Genomic DNA, 17,976 nt, shown 5'->3' on the forward strand with positions numbered 1-17,976 from the left:
GGGCCGGGCGGACCATATCCGGCCACTGCCCGCAGCGGGGCGTCGCTTGGCCGATCGTTCAAACGGTTCCCCGGCATCTTGGCCGATGCGCGCACCCCCGCGCCCACCCGGCCGGAGCATCATCAGGGGCCATGCGGCAGCGGAAGGAGCGGGTCGGTGCACGGTGAGAACAAGCTGACGAGGCGCCGGAGCGTGGCGGGCCTGGTCGCCGACGCGAGCGGCGGCCCGCTGCGGCGCACCATGGGGCTGAGCCAGCTCACGCTGCTCAGCGTCGGCGCCACCCTCGGCACCGGGATCTTCGTGGTGCTGGGCGAGGCGGTCCCCGAGGCCGGTCCGGCGGTGGTGGTGTCGTTCGTGGTCGCCGGGGTCACCGCGCTGTTCTCGGCGCTGTCGTACGCCGAGCTGGCGGGCATGATCCCGGGCGCCGGGTCCTCGTACAGCTACACCTACGCCACCCTCGGCGAGCTGGTGGCCTGGGTCTGCGGCTGGTGTCTGATCCTGGAGTACGGCGTGTCGGTGGCCGCGGTCGCGGTCGGCTGGGGCCAGTACGTCAACGAACTGCTCCAGCTCACCGTCGGCTGGACGCTGCCGGATTCGCTCGCCGCCCCGCCGGGCGACGGCGGGGTGCTGAACGTGCCCGCCGCCGTGATCGTCGTCCTCGCCATGGTGGTGCTGCTGCGCGGGGCACGGGAGAGCGCGGTCGCCAACGCCGTCATGGTGACGGTGAAGGTCGTCGTCCTGGTGATGTTCTGCGCGGTCGCCTTCACCGCCTTCCACGCCGGGAACTTCCGCCCGCTCTTCCCGCTCGGCACCGCCGGGATGACCGCGGGCGCCGCCTCGCTGTTCTTCTCCTACATCGGCTTCGACGCCGCGTCCACGGCCGGGGAAGAGGCGAAGAACCCGCAGCGCGACCTGCCGCGCGCCATCATCCTCTCGCTCGCCCTGGTCACCGCCCTGTACTGCGCGGTCGCGCTGGCCGCGGTCGGGGCGATGCCCTGGCAGCGGTTCGCGGGCACCGAGGCCACGCTGAGCCAGGTGCTGCTGCGTTCCGTCGGCGGCGGCGACCTGTGGCCCGTCCTGCTGTCCATCGGCGCGGTCATCGCCACCACGAGCGTCGTGCTGACCGTGCAGTACGGCCAGATCCGCATCCTCTTCGCGATGTCCCGCGACGGGCTGATGCCCCCGCTGTTCTCCACCGTCCATCCGCGCACCGGGGTGCCGCGCGCGGGCACCGTCATCGTCACCGCCTTCGTCACGGTCCTCGCCGCGCTCATTCCGCTCGGCGCCCTCGCCGACGCCACCAGCATCGGCACCCTCTTCGCGTTCGCCCTGGTCAACCTGGCGGTGCTGATCCTGCGGCGGCGCAGCCCGGACGCGCCCCGCGGCTTCCGGGTGCCCTTCGCGCCGCTGACACCGCTGCTCGGAGTGGCCGCCTGCGTGTACGTGATGTACGGGCTCGGCGCCGACACCTGGATCGCGTTCGGGGCCTGGATGGCGGCGGGGCTCGCCGTCTACGGGCTCTACGGCATCCGCCACTCCGCGCTGGGCCGGACCGCCACCGAGGAGAAGACCGTTCAGGAGACCGCGTCATGACCACACCCGCGACTGTTCTCGATCCGGCCGCCGATGTCGTCGCGCTCACCCGCGCGCTGGTCGACATCCCGTCCGAGAGCGGCGAGGAGGCGGTGCTCGCCGACGCCGTCGAGACCGCGCTGCGCGCCCTGCCGCATCTGACGGTCGAGCGGATCGGCGACTCCGTGGTGGCCCGCACCAGTCTCGGCCGCGACCGGCGCGTGATCGTCGCGGGCCATCTGGACACCGTCCCCGCCGCCGGAAACCTGCCCGCCCGCCTGGACCCGGAACGGCTCCACGGGCTCGGCGCCTGCGACATGAAGGGCGGCGTCGCGGTGGCGCTGCGGCTCGCGGCCACCCTCACCGCCCCGGTCCACGACGTGACGTATATCTTCTACGCCTGCGAAGAGGTCTCCGGCGACCGCAACGGCCTTGCCCGGATCGCCGCGGCCCGCCCCGAACTGCTCCACGCCGACCTCGCGATCCTCATGGAACCCTCCGACGCCGGGGTCGAGGCGGGCTGCCAGGGCATGCTGATGGCCGACATCACCGTGCGCGGCGCTCGCGCGCACACCGCCCGCGCCTGGCAGGGCGTCAACGCCGCCCACCGCGCCGCCACCGTCCTGCGGCGCCTGGACGAGCACAGCGCCGAACGCGTCGTCATCGACGGCCTGGAGTACCGCGAGGGGCTGAGCGCCGTCGCCGTGCGCGCCGGGGTGGCCGAGAACGTCGTCCCCGACAGCTGCGTGATCACGGTCAATCTGCGCTTCGCGCCCAGCCGCGGCCCCGAGCGCGCTGAAGCTTACGTACGGGACCTCTTCCCCGAGTACGAGGTCGAGGTCACCGAGGTCACCCCCGGCGCCCTCCCCGGCCTCGACCGCCCCGCCGCCGCCTCGTTCGTGACCGCGGTGGGCGCGGTGCCCCGGCCCAAGCTGGGCTGGACCGACGTCGCCCGCTTCACCGCGCTCGGCACCCCGGCCCTCAACTACGGCCCGGGCGACCCGTCCCTGGCCCACACCCCGGGCGAGTACGTCCCCCTGGCCCAGCTGCGCGAGTGCGAGACGCGGCTCGCGGACTGGCTGAGCGGCTAGCCGCCGGCCCCGGTGCCGCGCAAACCTGCGAGCGTCCGCAGCTGAAGCCACAGCACCAGCCGCTCGTCCGGGTCGTCCAGGTCGATGCCGAGCTGGGAGCGCACCTGGCGGAGCCGGTAGCGGCAGGTGTTGGGGTGCACGGCCAGCAGCTTCGCCGCCCGGGCCATGTCGCAGCCCGCGTCCAGCCAGCACACCAGGGTGCGGGCGTAGACCGTACCGTGGCCGTCGTCGTACGCGAGCACCTTCCGCCACGCCCCCGCCGCCAGCTCACGCCGCTCGCCGAGGACTTCGGCGAGCCGGAACAGGACGGCCCGGGCCCGCACCTCGTGCACGGCCGCGACCGTCTCGTCCGGCCGGAGCACCCGCAGCACCAGATCGGCGTCCTTCCGCGAGCCGGGCAGCTCCGCCGGGTCCGGCACCACCTCGCCGAGCCCGGCCCGCACCGGCACCCGCAGCGCCTGCCCGGCGCGCCGCACGATGTCCTCCGCGAACCGCCGCTGCCGCTCCCCGGCGGGCCCGGGCAGCAGCGCGTACACCACCCCGTCGACCAGCACACAGGCCTGCCGCCCGTACCGGGCCTCGCACTGCAGCCGTACGAGGTCCAGCAGCCGCAGCGCGGCCTGTTCGCCGTCCGGAGCGGAGGCCGCGGGGTCCACGGCCGTCGAGTCCAGGGCGAAGGCGGCCACCCGCAGCGGGGCGCCGGGGGCGAGGCCCAGGCGCTGGGCTGCGGTGGCCGGTTCGGTGGTGCCGTCCAGCAGGCGGCGCAGCAGATCGCCGGTCAGATGCCGGGACAGCTCGGCCGCCGCCCGCGCCCGCAGCAGCAGGAGGGCGGCGGTGGAGGCGCCCTGGGCGAGCTGCGCCCCGGCGTCGGGGGCGAGCGTTCCGTCGTCCACGACCCACAGGGAGCCGAGGGTTTCGCCGCCCGCCCGGACGGCGACGGCCAGCCGTGGCAGCTCGCCCTCGCCGAGGGCGGCGAGCCGGACCGGGCCCCGGGCGGCGAACAGCTCCCGGTACTGCTCGGTGTTCTCGGGGCTGTCCGGCACCTGACGGCCCAGGATGCCCTGCCGCCGGGCCTCGTCGACCGGCTGCCCGGGCACGGTGGAGTACGCCAGGACGCGCTGCCGCGGATCCTCGATGACGGTGGCGCCGCCCACCGCCGCCGCCACCGCGCCCGCCAGCGAGAACAGATCCCCGAGCGCGGCCCCGTCGCCCGCCGGGGACGGCCGCGCCCCGAGGCCTTGCGCGAGCAGCAGATGGACGTGGTGCCAGGCGGCGTCCTCGTCCACCGCGAGCAGCGCCGTACCGCACTCCTCCGCCACGGCGACCGGCCCCGCCGCGCCGCGCACCACGACCCCGGCCATACCGGCCGCGCCCGCCTGGCGCACCAGCGGCCCGGCGGCCTCCGCCCGCACTCCGACGGCCAGCAGCAGCGCGCCGGGCGCTCGGGAGGGCAGCGGCGCGTGGGCGTCGTACAGCAGCACCTCGGTGACGGGCGCGGTGAGACCGGCGGTCGGGGTGAGCGGGCGCAGGGTGGGTTCGCCGAGAACGGTGAGGATGTCCCCGAGGGTGCGGGCGTCCATGGGTGCGGTGCCCCGATCATTGGTGATTGGCCGATTGTCACAGGACCCTAGGACGTCTTTGTGCGCCTGGACAAGGGGTGCCCGGGTGCGGCCCGGGAGACTCGGTGCCATGACACCAGCAGTGACGATGGACGCCGGTGCGCTCGCGTCCGCCGCCGCCCACACCGCCGGGGTCGGCGTCCGCACCGTGGACGATGTGGCCGGGATCCGCGCCGTGGCCGACTTCCTCGCCGACGTATGGCAGCTGCCGCATACCAATCCGCCCTATCCCAGCGAGGTGCTGCACAGCCTCGTGCACGCGGGCGGCGCGGTGCACGCCGCGTACGGCACCGGGCCGGACGGTGAGCGGCTGGCGGGGGCGGCGGTCGCCGTCTTCGGACCGCCCGCCGACCGCGGCGCGTACTCGTTCGTGGCGGCGGCCACCGCGTCCGACCGCGGGGTCGGCTTCGCGCTCAAGCAGGCCCAGCGGCTCTGGGCGCTGGAGCGCGGCGCCCGCGTCATGCGCTGGACCTTCGACCCGCTGGTGCGCCGCAACGCCCGGTTCAACCTGGTCAAGCTGGGCGCCGTCGGGTCCGAGTATCTGGTCGACCTGTACGGGCCGATGAACGACGGGGTGAACGACGGCGACGAGAGCGACCGGCTCACCGCCGCCTGGGACCTGAACACCCCCGGAACGGCCGACGAGACCGGGGACGAGGCGGCCCGGGATCGCGCCGCCGAGGTCCGCCGGGCCCCCGACGGCGGTCCGCTCGCCGTACGGGACGACCGGCGGCTGTGGTGCCGGGTGCCCGAGGACATCGTCGCGCTGCGCGCCGCCGACCCCGCCCTGGGCTTGCGCTGGCGGCACGCCGTGCGGGAGGTGTTCACCGGCGCGTACGCCGAGGGATTGCGCGCGACGTCGATGTCCCGCGACGGCTGGTATCTGCTCACCCCGAACCCCGCGAACACCCCCGAGGAGCCGCGGCCATGAGGCTCGAACGCGTCGAACTGCTCCATGTCGCCCTTCCACTCGTCACCCCCTTCCGTACCTCCTTCGGGACGATGACCAGCAAGGACACCTTCCTGCTGCGTGTCGTCACGGACGAGGCCGAGGGCTGGTCCGAGTTCGCCGCCGACCCGGAGCCGCTGTACTGCTCCGAGTTCGTCGCCGGGGCCGAGACCGTGATCCGCGACTTCCTGCTGCCCCGCGTCGCCGCTCTCCCCGAGCCGACGACGGCGGCCGTAGCGCCCGCCATGGCCGCTGTCAAGGGGCACGAACTGGCCAAGGCCGCCGTGGAGACGGCCCTGCTGGACGCCGAACTCCGCGCCTACGGCATGCCGATCGCCACCTTCCTCGGCTCGGTCCGCGACCGGGTGCCCGCGGGCGTCTCCGTCGGCATCAAGAACTCCCTCCCCGAGCTGATCGACGACGTCGAGAAGTACCTGGACGAGGGGTACGTCCGCATCAAGCTCAAGATCGAGCCGGGCTGGGACGTGGAGCCGGTGCGCGCCGTACGCGAGCGATTCGGCGACGCGCTGCCCCTGCAAGTCGACGCCAACACCGCGTACACCCTCGCCGACGCCCCCCACCTGCGGAAGCTGGACGCCTTCGACCTGCTGCTCATCGAGGAGCCGCTGGCGGAGAACAACCTCCACGCCCACGCCCGGCTGCAGCGGCGGCTCACCACCCCGGTCTGCCTGGACGAGTCCATCCACACCGCGAGCGACGCCGCCTCCGCGATCGCCATGGACGCCTGCCGGGTCATCAACGTCAAACCGGCCCGGGTCGGCGGCTATACGGAGGCCCGCCGCATCCATGACATCGCCACCGCCCACGGCGTCCCGGTGTGGTGCGGCGGCATGCTGGAGACCGGTATCGGCCGGGCCCCCAACCTGGCCCTCGCCGCCCTCCCCGGATTCACCCTGCCCGGCGACACCTCGGCCTCGAAGCGGTACTTCGCCGAGGACATCACCGAGCCGTTCGTCCTGGTGGACGGCCATCTGCCAGTGCCCACCACGCCCGGCATCGGCATCTCCCCGCTGCCGGACACCCTCGCCCGCTTCACCACCTCCACCCGAGTGCTGTACGGGGGCGCCCGGAAGCTGTAGCGGGCGCCGGGCCCGGGGCCCGGCGCCCGGTCAGGCCTGTTCGAGTTCGCGCAGCAGATAGCCCGCCTGGAAGCGGCTCTTCGCGCCGATGTGCGCCATGATCTCGGATATGTGGCGCTGGCAGGTGCGTTCCGACATGCCCAGCCGCCGGGCGATGGCCTTGTCGTTCAGGCCCTCGGCCAGCAGGCTCGTGATGGCCTGGCGGAGCTGGTCCGAAATGGCCTTGGCCTGTTCCCGGGAGATGGCGCAGGCGAAGGGGACGGACCGCAGCCAGGTCTGGTCGAAGACGGCCCGCATGAACTCGATGATGTTGGCCTCACGGATCACCAGGGCGGCCTCGGAGTCGTCCTGGACCTCGATGACGGCGACGATGCGGTCGAAGACCAGCATGCGGCGCAGTCTGTCCTCGGAGGTCCGGACCTTGGCGCCGAGCTGGGTGACCCGGTCGACGTAGGTGAGGGTCGGCCGGCTGTAGCGCGCGGTGTGCTGGTAGACCGTGCGCATCGACACACCGCGCTCCAGCATCTCCTCGTCCCGTGCCATGGCCTCCTCCAGGACCTCGGTGCGCCGGCCGCCGCCCGGCTGGATGGTGAGCACCTCGGAGACACAGCGCCGGGCCGCGTCCTGGATCACCCCGCGCACCGACGTCAGATCGGTGATCAGCTCGACGCCCTCGGCGCGGCGGCGGTGGGCGGCCCCGCCCTCGTACTGGGGGACGAGGGCCCGCAGTTGGCAGCGGATCGCGTCGACCGCGAGCTCCCGTCGGCGTAACTCCTCTTCCATGGGGGGCAGCAATTGGGATGCCGCGGATTCCGGCGGCACCGGGGTCAGTTCACGAGGGCTGTCCAGGACTCTCGCCAGCAGCCGGAGCGCCTGGAGTTCCCCGATGGCCCGGTCGGCCGCCTCCGCGTCGAGACCGGTGGCTTCGGCGAGTTCCTCGGGATAGAAGCGGATCCGGTCCACGGCGTAGGCGTAGGCCTGCAGTGCGTCGTCGGTGAGGCGCAGCGTCGCCGGGAATCCTGCTTTATCCGTAATGGTCATAGAAAACTCACCCCTCGTGTATACGACGTGCGTGAACACGTCGCCCTTGCGCGCTCGATCCTGACTGAGCGCAGTGCGATTGTGAGCCTGTTGGCCGCTTAATGACTGGATCTGGCGGTATACCCGCTGCACGACACAGAAAGTTCACAAAAAGATGAAGATCAACCGCGTCTGCCGCCCGCTCACATATGAGGTGTCGGGAGGCGGGGGGCCCGTAGCCGACGAGGACACCGGCTGGGGCTGACCCGAAGACGCGCAGGTACCGGACCTCTTCGGCCGACGAGGACGTTCCACCGCTTCCGGCACACCGGAAGCCGGACCCGCGTATGGGGAGAGTGCATGGATACAGCGGCACTTCGCGCCGCCTTCACCGGGCCGCTCGTCTTTCCCGGTGATCCCGGTTACGACGAGGCACGGCGCATCTGGAACGGAATGCACGACCGCCGCCCGGCGCTGATCGCACGTCCCCTCGGTGCGGCCGATGTCAGTGCCGCCGTAACGTACGCGAGCCGGGCCGGGCTCCCGGTGACGGTGCGCGGCGGCGGCCACAACGTCGCGGGCACCTCCATCGCCGACGAGGCGGTGCTCATCGACCTCTCGCTGCTGCGCGAGGTCACCGTCGACCCGGATGCCGAAACGGCCGAGGCCGGCGGCGGCGCGCTGCTGAAGGACGTCGACGCGGCCACTGCCCCCCATGACCTCGGCTGCCCGGCCGGAGTGGTCGGCCACACCGGGCTGGCCGGTCTCGCGATCGGCGGCGGCTACGGCTGGATCACCCGCAAATGGGGCCTGACCTGTGACCACATCCTGGGCGCCGAGGTCGTCCTGGCCGACGGCTCGATCGTCGAGGCATCGGAGACCGAACACCAGGACCTGCTGTGGGCGCTGCGCGGAAGCGCCGGCAACTTCGGCGTGGTGACCAGGTTCCGGCTGCGGCTGCGGCCGGTCGGCCCGATCCTCTACCGCACCGCCCTGTACCCGCTGAAGGACGCCCCGGCGGCGCTGCGCGCCTTCCGGGACTTCACCGTGAAGCAGCTCGACGATCTGCGGGTCTTCGGCTCCTTCCAGTTCGCGGGCGACGGCGAGGCGATTCCCGCGGAACTGCGCGGCGAGCCGGTCCTGGAACTCGCGGTGGCCTGCTCCGCGCACATACCCGAGAGCGTCGCGCAGAGCGCCGAGATCTACGCCGCCGTTCCGCCCGCGGCCCAGAACGAGGAAACGATTTCGTACTACGACCTCCAGTCGAAACTGAACGAGGCCGCACCCGCCGGGCGGCGCTATTTCACCAAGGCGTGCTATCTCACCGACCTCACCGACGGCGTCCTGGAACGCGTCGTCGAGGCTGCCCGCGCCACTCCGTCCCGGCTCTCCTCGATCGACCTGGAGTATCTGCGCGGCGCCATCACCGACGTCGACCCGGCCACCTCCGCCTTTCCGCACCGGGAGGCGCCCTTCTTCCTCGCCGCCTGGGCCTCCTGGACCGACCCCGCCGACGACGCCGACAACATCGCCTGGTCCCGCGGCACGGTCGCCTCTCTCGGGGAATGGCACTACGCGGGCAGTTACGCCAACTACGCCCCGGAGGACGACGAGTCCGCCCCCGCCGGAGACCCCCGGCTGCCGCGGGTGAAGCGCGCGTACGACCCCGGCAACCTCTTCCGCGGTGAACGCCGTGCCGCCCCGGCCGGCGCCTGACATGGCGGACCCCCGCACACTCGGGGGTGCCGTCCTGGCCCATGCCGCGCGGCGGCCCACCGCCCCCGCCCTGCTGTGGCGCGACGGCACCGTGACCTACGCCGAACTCGCCGAGGCCGCCCGCACCGCCGACCCGTCCGACGGCGACGGCGACACCGGGGGAGTGGCGGTGCTGCGGGCGGAGAAAACGCCGCGGACCATCGCACGGATCCTCGCCTGCCTGCTCGCAGGCCGCCCCGCCCTGCTGCTCTCCACCGACCTGGGCGAGGTGACCCGCGAGCTGCTCACCGGGCGGGTCCGCAAGGCCCCGCCCCCCGAGGGCACCGCACTGCTGCTCACCACCTCCGGCTCCACCGGTGTCCCCAAGCTGGTGCCGATCGGCAGTGACGCGGTGGACCGCTTCACCGAGTGGGCCGCCACCGCGTTCGGCATCGCGCCGGGGACCCGCGTGCTCAACTACGCGCCGCTCAACTTCGACCTGTGCCTGCTGGACATCTGGGCCACGCTGCGCGCCGGGGGCACAGCGGTGCTGGTCGACCCCGCCCGGGCCGTCACCCCGCGCCATCTGCTCGATCTGCTCGCCACCACCGAGCCCCAGGTGGTGCAGGCCGTGCCGATGTTCTTCCGGCTGCTCGCCGAAGCCGCCCCGGACGGTACGGAGTTCGGCTCCGTGCGCCATGTGCTGCTGACCGGGGACCATGCCCCGCCGCGGGTCCGGGCGGCGCTGCCGCTGCTCTTCCCCAAGGCCGCCTACCACAACGTCTACGGCTGTACCGAGACCAACGACAGCTTCCTCCATACCGCCGACGCCACCGAGGTGGCCGGCCGTGAGGTGCTTCCGCTGGGCCGCCCGCTGCCCGGGGTGCGCACCCGGATCGAGGACGGTGAGCTGCTGGTCGCCACACCCTTCCAGACCAGCGGATATCTGCACGAGGACGGCCCTGGCGAGCGCTTCGCGGACGGCTGGTTCCGCACCGGCGACCTGGTGTCCCGGGGCGAGGACGGCGCCCTGGTGCTCGTCGGCCGCACCGACTTCCAGGTCAAGGTGCGGGGCGTACGGGTCAACATCGAGGAGGTCGAGCGGGTCCTCCTCGAACACGACCGCGTCGCCGAGGCCGCGGTCATCGCCCTTCCCGACCCCGAGGCCGGGCAGCGGCTGCACGCCGTCGTCCACCGCCATCCGGGGCCTCTGGGCGGCCTGGAGTTGCGCAAGCACTGTTCCGAGCGGCTGACGCGGGCGGCTGTCCCGTCGGCCTTCCGGATCACCGATGAACCGCTGCCCCTGACGTCCACCGGAAAGGTCAGCCGTAACCGGATCAAGGAAGACCTGCGGAACCCGCAGAAGGGGAACGAGTGATCAGCACCGCATCGTCCAAAGCCATCAGGGAATTCATCGTCACCACCTACGCACCCGATGTCTCCGCCGAAGAACTCGACCCGTCCTACGACCTGCTGGACAACGGTCTGGTGGACAGTCTCGGCCTGCTCCAGCTCATCAGCTGGGTCGGTGACCGCTATGACATCGACATCGACGACGTCGAGATCGCACCGGACGACTTCCGTTCGGTGAACGCGATCAGCGCATTTATCGAGAAAGCCAAGAACGGGGGATTGGTACAGTGATCGTCCGCGCCATGGATGAAGTAAAGGTCGTCGACTGGGGAAACGGCACCAGTCACCGCTACCTGCTGGCGAGCGACGGAATGGGATTCACCGTCTGCCGCACGGTGGTCGAGGCGGGCACGAAATCGCGTCTGGAATACCGCCGCCATCTGGAGGCGTGCTACTGCGTCTCCGGCGAGGGGCAGGTGATGACCGCCGACGGCGCCGCGAGCTTCGAGATCCGCCCCGGCATGATGTACGCCCTCGACCAGCACGACGCGCACTTCCTGATCGCCGCCCCGCACACCGACCTCGAGCTGATCAGCGTGTTCAACCCGCCGCTCAGCGGGGACGAGCGCCACACCCTGGACGGCGACAAGTTCTCCCACTACTAGAACGGGATCCCCATGGAGTGGAACGACGAACAGCGCGCCCTGCGCGCCGCCGTCGTCGCCCTGGGCCCCGTTCTGAGCGACGGCCACATCGAACGCGACGGCACCGGTACCTTCCCCCGCGACGGCTGGAAACGGCTGGCCGACACCGGCCTGTTCGCCCTGCCCTTCGCGCCCGAGCACGGCGGCCTCGGCCAGTCCCTGCTGACCACCATGTACGTCCTGGAGGGCCTGGGCGAGAGCTGCCGGGACGCCGGGCTCAACTTCTCCGCGTCCACCCAGATCGTCAGCGCCGGAGTCCCGCTGCAGCGGTTCGGCTCGGCCGCGCTCAAGGAGCGCTACCTGCCCAGGATCGCCGCCGGGACGGCCATCGGCGCCCATGCCATCACCGAACCCGGGGGCGGCTCGGACGTGATGGGCATGCGCACCTCGGCCGTCCCCGACCCCGCCCCAGGCGCGGACGGCTTCGTGCTGAACGGCAGCAAGGCGTTCATCAGCAACGGCCCCATCGCCGATCTGATCGTGGTCTACGCGCGCACCGGGCCGCCCGGCAACCCGGCAGCCATCACCGCCTTCCTGCTGGACCGGGACACCCCGGGCCTCACCATCGGCAACCCCATGGGAAAGATGGGGCTGCGCACGTCCCCGCTGTGTGAAGTCTTCCTCGACGACGTCCGCGTGGGGTCCGACCGGATCATCGGCCGGGCGGGCTCCGGATTCCTCATCCTCGACCATGTGATGAAGTGGGAGATCCTCTGCTCCTTCGTCATCAACGCCGGGGAAATGCGGCACCGGCTCGCCCAGTGTGTGGAATACGCCCGCGGCCGCACCCAGTTCGGGCAGCACATCGGCGCGTACCAGTCCGTGTCCAACAAGCTCGTCGAGATGCGGATCGACGTCGAGACCGCACGCAAATGGCTCTACGACACCGCGGAAAAGCTCCTGGCCAAACAGAACGTCTCGGTCGACATCGCCATCAGCAAACTGGTCACCAGCGAGGCCAATGTGCGCTCCGCGCTCCACGCCGTCCAGATCTTCGGCGGATACGGCTACATGACCGAGACCGGCCTCGAAAAGGAAGTGCGCAACGCGGTCGCCGGCACCATCTACTCCGGTACGACCGAAATCCAGCAGCAGCGCATCGCGACCCTGATGGGGCTGAACCGTGGGAAATGACCTGGACCGACTGATCGAACCGACGGAATTCCTCGACCACCAGTCCCCGGTGGTCGCCAAGTTCGTCGAGACCGCGCTGCCCGACGGCCCCGATGCCCTGACCGACATCGAGCGTGCCGTCGCGCTCTACTACGCGGTCCGCGACGGCATCCGCTACGAGGTCTACGGCGCCGACCTCTCCCGCACCGGACTGCGCGCCAGCTCCATCATCGAGCGGGGCTTCGGCTTCTGTGTGCACAAGTCGATCGTGTACGCCGCGGCGGTGCGCTCCGTCGGCATCCCCAGCCGGATCGTCTACGGCGACGTACGCAACCATCTGGCCTCCGAACGGCTGCGGCAGCTGGTCGGCGGCGACATCTTCCGCTTCCACAGCTGGTCCTCCGTCCACCTGGACGGTCAGTGGCTGAAGGCCACCCCGGTCTTCAACAAGCTGCTGTGCCGGCTGTACCGGATCAAGCCGCTGGAGTTCGACGGCCGGTCCGACAGCGTCTACCACCCGTTCGACGAGGCGGGCCGTCGCCATATGGAGTTCCTCCAGCTGCGCGGCGAGTTCGACGACGTTCCCTACGACACCGTCGTGGGCGGGATCCGCGAGGCCCACCCGCGGTTGTTCGCCGGGTCGCACACCACCGCCGCGGGCTCGCTCGTCAACGAGGCGGATGCCGATCCCACAGCCGCCCCCACAGCCGACCCCATCGCAGACCACACGACCGGAGGATCCCACCGTGGACAGGGTTAAGTTCCAGCTGGACGAGAAGGACATCCCCACCACCTGGTACAACCTGGCCGCGGACCTGCCGGGTGAACCCCTCGCTCCGGCCCGCAACCCCGCCACCGGCGAGCCGCTCACTCCCGACGAGATGACGCAGACCATGCCGGAGCCGCTCATCGAGCAGGAGACCGGCACCGAGCGCGAGTTCGAGATCCCCGAGCCGGTCCGCCAGATCTACGCCATGTGGCGGCCCTCGCCGCTGTACCGGGCCCGTCGGCTGGAGAAGGCGCTCGGCACCCCCGCCCGCATCTACTACAAGTACGAGGGCGTCTCCCCGGCGGGCAGCCACAAGCCCAACACCGGTATCGCCCAGGCGTACTACAACAAGCAGGCCGGGAAGACCGGGCTCATCACCGAGACCGGCGCCGGCCAGTGGGGCAGCGCCACCGCCCTCAGCGCCGCCTTCTTCGACATGACCGCCAAGGTCTACATGGTCAAGGTCAGCTTCCAGCAGAAGCCCTACCGGCGGGCGCTGATGGAAGCCTACGGCGCGGTGTGCGTGCCCAGCCCCAGCCCCGAGACCGCCGCCGGGCGGGCCGTCCTCGCCGCCGACCCCGACTCCCCGGGAAGCCTGGGCATCGCCACCTCCGAGGCGCTGGAGACCGCGCTGGCCAACCCGGACCTCGGCTATGTCCTCGGCAGCGCCGCCAACCACGTCCTCGCCCATCAGACCGTGATCGGCCAGGAGGCCGTGCGGCAGATGGAACTGGCCGACGACTACCCCGACATCGTGGTCGGCTGCGCGGGCGGCGGCAGCAACCTCGCCGGCCTCACCTTCCCCTTCCTCGGCGCCCAGCTGCGCGGCGGCCCGGACGTACGGATCATCGCGGTCGAGCCCGCCTCCTGCCCCACCCTCACCCGCGGCCGGATCGCGTACGACTTCTCCGACACCGGCGAGGTCGGCCCGCTGTTCCGGATGCACACCCTCGGCCACGCGTTCGTACCCCCGCCCGTGCACGCCGGGGGCCTGCGGGCGCACGGCATCGGCCCGCTGATCAGCCGTACCGTCGAGGACAAGCTGATCGAGCCCGTCGCCGTGGGGCAGACCGGCTGCTTCGAGGCCGGGGTGACCTTCGCGCGCAACGAGGGCATCCTGCCCGCCCCCGAGTCCACCCACGCGATCCGGGTCGCCATCGACGAGGCGATCCGCTGCCGCGAGGAGGGACAGTCCCGGGCGATCCTCTTCGGCCTCTCCGGACACGGTCACTTCGACCTCGTCGCCTACGACAAGTACTTCGCGGGGACCCTCGAGGACGACGTTCTCGACGACGATGTACTCGCACGCGCAGCGGAGAGTATCCCCGAACTGAGGAATGCATGACCCAACGTCACACCACCAGCTTCCACCAGGGGGCCGCCCCCCTGATCGCTTTCGCGGCCCTGACCGCCCTGGTCGACGTCTACGCCGGAAACCGGCTCCAGTCGCTCAGCCCGCTCAGCATGGCCGCGGTCTCCTTCACCCTGACCGCCGCGTTCTTCATCGGCCTGGACGTGGTCCGCCAGGGCGCGGCCGCCACCTTCCGGCCGCTGACCACCCACTCGGCCGATGTCGTCGCGATCAACGTCTCGACCGCGGTGACCTGGCTGTCCATGCTGTACGCGCTCAAGTACCTGGAGCCGGCCGTGGTCAACGTGGTGGGCCTGGCCATCGGGCCGGTGTTCACCGTGCTGCTCAACCCGCTCTTACGCAAGCAGAGCGCGGTGCTGCGCTCCGAGACCGCCGTCTCGCTGGGCATCACCGCCGTCATCGCCGTCCTGGTCTGGGGCTCGGTGACCGGCCGGACCGGCGTCGGCTCGGTCGGCGCCGCGGACGCGTTCCTCGGCATCGGGCTGACCCTGCTCACCGGGATCGGTTCGACCGCCAACGTCATCTACTCCAAGCGGCTCAGCGAGGCCGGTCTGGTCCCGCAGTCCGTCCTGTCGGTCCGCTTCTTCCTGACCATCGCCGTGACCTGGGCGATGACCGCGATCAGCGACAATCCGCAGGTCGGCGAGGTCTTTCTGCCCGCGGCCATCATCGCGGTCATCGGCGTGGGCCTGCCGCTCTATCTGATCCAGGTCGGCATCAGACACACCGAGCCGATCACGGCCTCGCTGCTGTGCACCCTCTCCCCGCTCTTCGCGTTCCTGCTGCAACTGCCCGACCAGCGGCTCCACACCTCCCTCCTCACTCTGGTCAGCATCATCGCCATCACCGCCCTCGTCGGCGTCGGCACCCTCGCGCGCGGCCGCCACGACCGGCGCGTGCAGCAGACCGCGGCGGCGGCCGCCCCACCGGAGGCGGAACACGCCGCCACCACACCCCTGAAGGAAGGTGACAGCCAGTGAAATGCGCCGTCGTGGACGCCTACGGCATCGGGCGCTTCCTGCCGGAGGCCCTGGCCCGGCACGGAGTGGAATCCGTGCACGTACGCTCCGAACACCCGGACATCCACCTCGCATACCGGCCCGAGGACTTCTCCGTCGACATCGCGCACGACGGCGACACGGCGGCCACCGCCGCCCGGCTGCGCGAGCTGGACGTCGCCTTCGTGGTCGCCGGGGCCGAGTCCGGGGTGCTGCTCGCCGACGCCCTCTCTGCCGCCCTCGGCACCCCCGGCCACGGCATGTCCCGGCCCACCGCGCGCCGCGACAAGTACGAGATGGCGCGCGCCGTACGGGACGCGGGGCTGGCCGCCGCCGACACCATCGCCTCCCCGGACCCCGACGAGGTGGTCGGCTGGGCGGGCGCGCTGGGGCAGTGGCCGGTGGTCCTCAAACCGGTCGCCAGCGCCGGCACGGACAATGTCATCTTCTGCCGCTCGGAAGACGAGATCCGCGCCGCCCACGCCACCATCCTGGCGGAGACCGACCGCTACGGCCGCCGCAACCGGACCGTGGTGGCCCAGGCGTTCCTCGACGGTGACGAGCACTTCGTCAACACCGTCAGCCGCGACGGCGTTCACCACATCGTGGAGATCTGGCGCTACCACAAGCGCCCGGCGGGCGACGGCCGCTCCATCAACGACTACGAGCACCCGCTGCCACCCGACGACCCCACCGCCCGCCGCCTGGGCGACTACGTCCTGAAGGTCCTGGACGCCCTGGAGATCCACAACGGGTCCGCCCACACCGAGGTCATGATGACCCCGGACGGCCCGGTGCTGGTCGAGTCCGGAGCCCGGCTCGGCGGCTCGCACCTCCCCGAGGTCGTCAACCGCTGCATCGGCACCGACCAGATCGAACGGCTCGCCCTGGCCATCGCACACCCCGAGGAGATCACCGGCCACCGGCTGCCCCCGTACCGGCTGCTGACACATCTGCGCTACGTGAACCTCATCAGCCACGGCGACGGCTTCGTGCCCACCGCCGAGGGCTTCGCACCGGTCCGGGCGCTGCCGTCGTTCCTCGACATGGTGCTCACCACCCCGGAGGGCAAACCGGTCACCCGCACCCTCGACCTGGCCACCTCACCCGGCTATCTCTACCTCAGCTCCGACGACGAGGCGCAGGTGGAGGCGGACTACCGCCGACTGCGCGAGCTCGAAGAGAACGGCCTGTACCAGTCCGACAACGCGAGATTGGGTGGATGAAACACATGACGCAAGCGCTTCCGCACCTGGACGGCCTCGGCGACATCCCCGCGGACTACGAGCACGTCCAGAAGAACATCGTGCCGGGCGACGAACTCGCCGTGCCCGGCGGCCTCTTCAAGTGGTACGACGTCCACCGCGACGGCCAGGAAGTGGCGAAGGACGTCCGGGATGAGGCCCGCGAATACCTCCGTGACGAGGCCGCGGCCGGCCGGCTGGGGCTCCGCGGGGAGCTGGGCTTCATCCTCAACCACCGAGCCGGCGACAAGTACTTCGTGCTCGTCGGCGTCTGGCGCAACAACAACGAGTTCTGGCAGACGCTCTACTTCAAGGACGACGCGGGCTTCCAGCCCTACCCCGTCCCCGACGGCGCGCCCCGCCCCACCCAGGAGGTCGTCGAGCTGGACGCCACCTCCCACGAGCGGCGCGCCTGGTCCCGCTATCTGACCTCCGCCCGCGACGAGGCCGCCAAGCGCGCGTACATCGAGGACCGCTGCACCGGCATCCTCGTCTGACCCCTCGAAGCGGCCCTCCCGCTTCCCGTCTGTCACGATCTACGGCATGGACGACATGCACGGCGTGAACGACGGGGCCGACGGGGAGCGGGGCTATCTGCTGGACAACCGGCAGACCGAGGCGGGCACCCGGTTCGGTGCCCTGGCCGAGCTGTTCGACCCCGGCACCTTCCGCCACGTCGACCGGCTCGGCATCGGCCCCGGCATGCGCTGCTGGGAGGTCGGCGCGGGCGGCCCCTCCGTCCCCGAGGGGCTGGCGGAACGGGTCGGGCCCACCGGGCAGGTGATCGCCACCGACATCGACGTGTCCTGGACCCGCACCACGGCCACCGGCCCTGACCGGGTGATCGAGGTGCTGCGCCATGACGTGGCCGTCGACCCGCCGCCGCCCGGCCCCTTCGACCTGGTGCACGCCCGCCTGGTGCTGGTGCACGTCCCCGACCGGGCCGAGGCCCTGCGCCGCATGATCCAGGCGCTGCGGCCCGGCGGATGGCTGCTCCTGGAGGATGCCGACCCGGGGCTCCAGCCACTGCTGTGCCCGGACGAGTCCGGCCCCGAACAGCGCCTCGCCAACCGGCTGCGGTCCGGTTTCCGCGAGCTGATGGCGGCGCGCGGCGCGGACCTGGCGTACGGGCGCACCCTGCCCCGGCTGCTGCGCGAGGCCGGTCTCGAAGACGTGGGCGCCGACGCGTACTTCCCCATCGCCTCACCGGCCTGCGCGGTCCTGGAGGCCGCCACCGTGCGGCAGATCCGCGACCGGCTGGTGGCCGCGGGCCTGGCCACCGACGAGGAGATCGACCGGCACCTGGAACATGTCGCCACCGGACGCCTCGACCTGGCCACCGCCCCCATGGTCTCCGCCTGGGCGCGCCGCCCCTGA

Annotated in this window: 17 protein-coding genes; 15 read left to right on the forward strand and 2 right to left on the reverse strand. The window is 71.7% G+C overall.

The genetic code is table 11. The annotated features are described in order from the left end of the window. The first annotated feature begins 78 nt into the window (after positions 1-78). Together ACFZCY_RS26105 and dapE are read left to right on the forward strand one after the other, a co-directional pair. Positions 79-1,593, forward strand: coding sequence for an amino acid permease (locus ACFZCY_RS26105; RefSeq protein ID WP_391177942.1), 1,515 nt, complete (start codon positions 79-81; stop codon positions 1,591-1,593). Continuing rightward, complete coding sequence (gene dapE, locus ACFZCY_RS26110) at positions 1,590-2,663, forward strand: succinyl-diaminopimelate desuccinylase (protein ID WP_391177945.1); 1,074 nt, start codon at positions 1,590-1,592, stop codon at positions 2,661-2,663. Before ACFZCY_RS26105 ends, dapE begins: the two co-directional genes overlap by 4 nt. Here the strand turns inward: dapE and ACFZCY_RS26115 are convergent. Beyond that, positions 2,660-4,243 carry a helix-turn-helix domain-containing protein gene (locus ACFZCY_RS26115; RefSeq protein ID WP_391177948.1) on the reverse strand — a complete coding sequence of 528 codons (1,584 nt, stop codon included), beginning with the start codon at positions 4,241-4,243 and terminating at the stop codon, positions 2,660-2,662. The genes dapE and ACFZCY_RS26115 overlap by 4 nt on opposite strands. A gap of 109 nt (positions 4,244-4,352) precedes the next feature. Here ACFZCY_RS26115 and ACFZCY_RS26120 point away from each other — a divergent pair, with 109 nt between their 5' ends. Together ACFZCY_RS26120 and menC are read left to right on the forward strand one after the other, a co-directional pair. After that, the gene (locus tag ACFZCY_RS26120; RefSeq protein ID WP_391177951.1) at positions 4,353-5,213 is read left to right on the forward strand and encodes a chorismate synthase; all 861 of its coding nucleotides are present in this window, start codon (positions 4,353-4,355) and stop codon (positions 5,211-5,213) included. Continuing rightward, entirely contained in the window at positions 5,210-6,331 is a 1,122-nt protein-coding gene (gene menC / locus ACFZCY_RS26125; RefSeq protein ID WP_391177953.1) for an o-succinylbenzoate synthase, read from the forward strand. Before ACFZCY_RS26120 ends, menC begins: the two co-directional genes overlap by 4 nt. A gap of 30 nt (positions 6,332-6,361) precedes the next feature. On the opposite strand, the gene ACFZCY_RS26130 is transcribed toward menC, so the two are convergent. After that, positions 6,362-7,372 carry a LuxR C-terminal-related transcriptional regulator gene (locus tag ACFZCY_RS26130; protein ID WP_391177955.1) on the reverse strand — a complete coding sequence of 337 codons (1,011 nt, stop codon included), beginning with the start codon at positions 7,370-7,372 and terminating at the stop codon, positions 6,362-6,364. A 339-nt stretch (positions 7,373-7,711) separates the two neighbouring features. Here ACFZCY_RS26130 and ACFZCY_RS26135 point away from each other — a divergent pair, with 339 nt between their 5' ends. The 11 genes from ACFZCY_RS26135 to ACFZCY_RS26185 are packed head-to-tail and all read left to right on the forward strand — an operon-like array spanning position 7,712 to position 17,976. Continuing rightward, the gene (locus ACFZCY_RS26135) at positions 7,712-9,067 is read left to right on the forward strand and encodes an FAD-binding protein (RefSeq protein ID WP_391177957.1); all 1,356 of its coding nucleotides are present in this window, start codon (positions 7,712-7,714) and stop codon (positions 9,065-9,067) included. Between the two features lies 1 nt (position 9,068). Continuing rightward, positions 9,069-10,424 carry an AMP-binding protein gene (locus ACFZCY_RS26140; protein WP_391177960.1) on the forward strand — a complete coding sequence of 452 codons (1,356 nt, stop codon included), beginning with the start codon at positions 9,069-9,071 and terminating at the stop codon, positions 10,422-10,424. Then, complete coding sequence (locus ACFZCY_RS26145) at positions 10,421-10,690, forward strand: phosphopantetheine-binding protein (RefSeq protein WP_391177963.1); 270 nt, start codon at positions 10,421-10,423, stop codon at positions 10,688-10,690. Before ACFZCY_RS26140 ends, ACFZCY_RS26145 begins: the two co-directional genes overlap by 4 nt. Then, entirely contained in the window at positions 10,687-11,064 is a 378-nt protein-coding gene (locus tag ACFZCY_RS26150) for an ectoine synthase (protein WP_391177966.1), read from the forward strand. Before ACFZCY_RS26145 ends, ACFZCY_RS26150 begins: the two co-directional genes overlap by 4 nt. 12 nt (positions 11,065-11,076) lie before the next feature. Continuing rightward, positions 11,077-12,237 carry an acyl-CoA dehydrogenase family protein gene (locus ACFZCY_RS26155; RefSeq protein WP_391177969.1) on the forward strand — a complete coding sequence of 387 codons (1,161 nt, stop codon included), beginning with the start codon at positions 11,077-11,079 and terminating at the stop codon, positions 12,235-12,237. After that, on the forward strand, positions 12,227-12,976 hold the full coding sequence (locus ACFZCY_RS26160) for a transglutaminase domain-containing protein (RefSeq protein ID WP_391177972.1): 750 nt from the start codon (positions 12,227-12,229) through the stop codon (positions 12,974-12,976). Before ACFZCY_RS26155 ends, ACFZCY_RS26160 begins: the two co-directional genes overlap by 11 nt. Then, positions 12,963-14,330, forward strand: coding sequence for a TrpB-like pyridoxal phosphate-dependent enzyme (locus ACFZCY_RS26165; protein WP_391177975.1), 1,368 nt, complete (start codon positions 12,963-12,965; stop codon positions 14,328-14,330). The genes ACFZCY_RS26160 and ACFZCY_RS26165 overlap by 14 nt, the downstream gene beginning before the upstream one ends. Beyond that, a complete protein-coding gene (locus ACFZCY_RS26170; RefSeq protein WP_391177978.1) occupies positions 14,327-15,337 on the forward strand; it encodes an EamA family transporter in 1,011 nt (336 codons plus the stop codon). The genes ACFZCY_RS26165 and ACFZCY_RS26170 overlap by 4 nt, the downstream gene beginning before the upstream one ends. Continuing rightward, positions 15,334-16,581 (forward strand): ATP-grasp domain-containing protein, encoded by a 1,248-nt coding sequence (locus tag ACFZCY_RS26175; protein WP_391177980.1) that lies wholly within the window; start codon positions 15,334-15,336, stop codon positions 16,579-16,581. The genes ACFZCY_RS26170 and ACFZCY_RS26175 overlap by 4 nt, the downstream gene beginning before the upstream one ends. 5 nt (positions 16,582-16,586) lie before the next feature. Beyond that, a complete protein-coding gene (locus tag ACFZCY_RS26180) occupies positions 16,587-17,096 on the forward strand; it encodes a hypothetical protein (protein ID WP_391177984.1) in 510 nt (169 codons plus the stop codon). Between the two features lie 46 nt (positions 17,097-17,142). Further along, positions 17,143-17,976 (forward strand): methyltransferase domain-containing protein, encoded by an 834-nt coding sequence (locus ACFZCY_RS26185; RefSeq protein ID WP_391177987.1) that lies wholly within the window; start codon positions 17,143-17,145, stop codon positions 17,974-17,976.

Origin of the sequence: Streptomyces sp. NPDC007983 (assembly GCF_042958345.1) — a bacterium.
Lineage (GTDB): Bacteria > Actinomycetota > Actinomycetes > Streptomycetales > Streptomycetaceae > Streptomyces.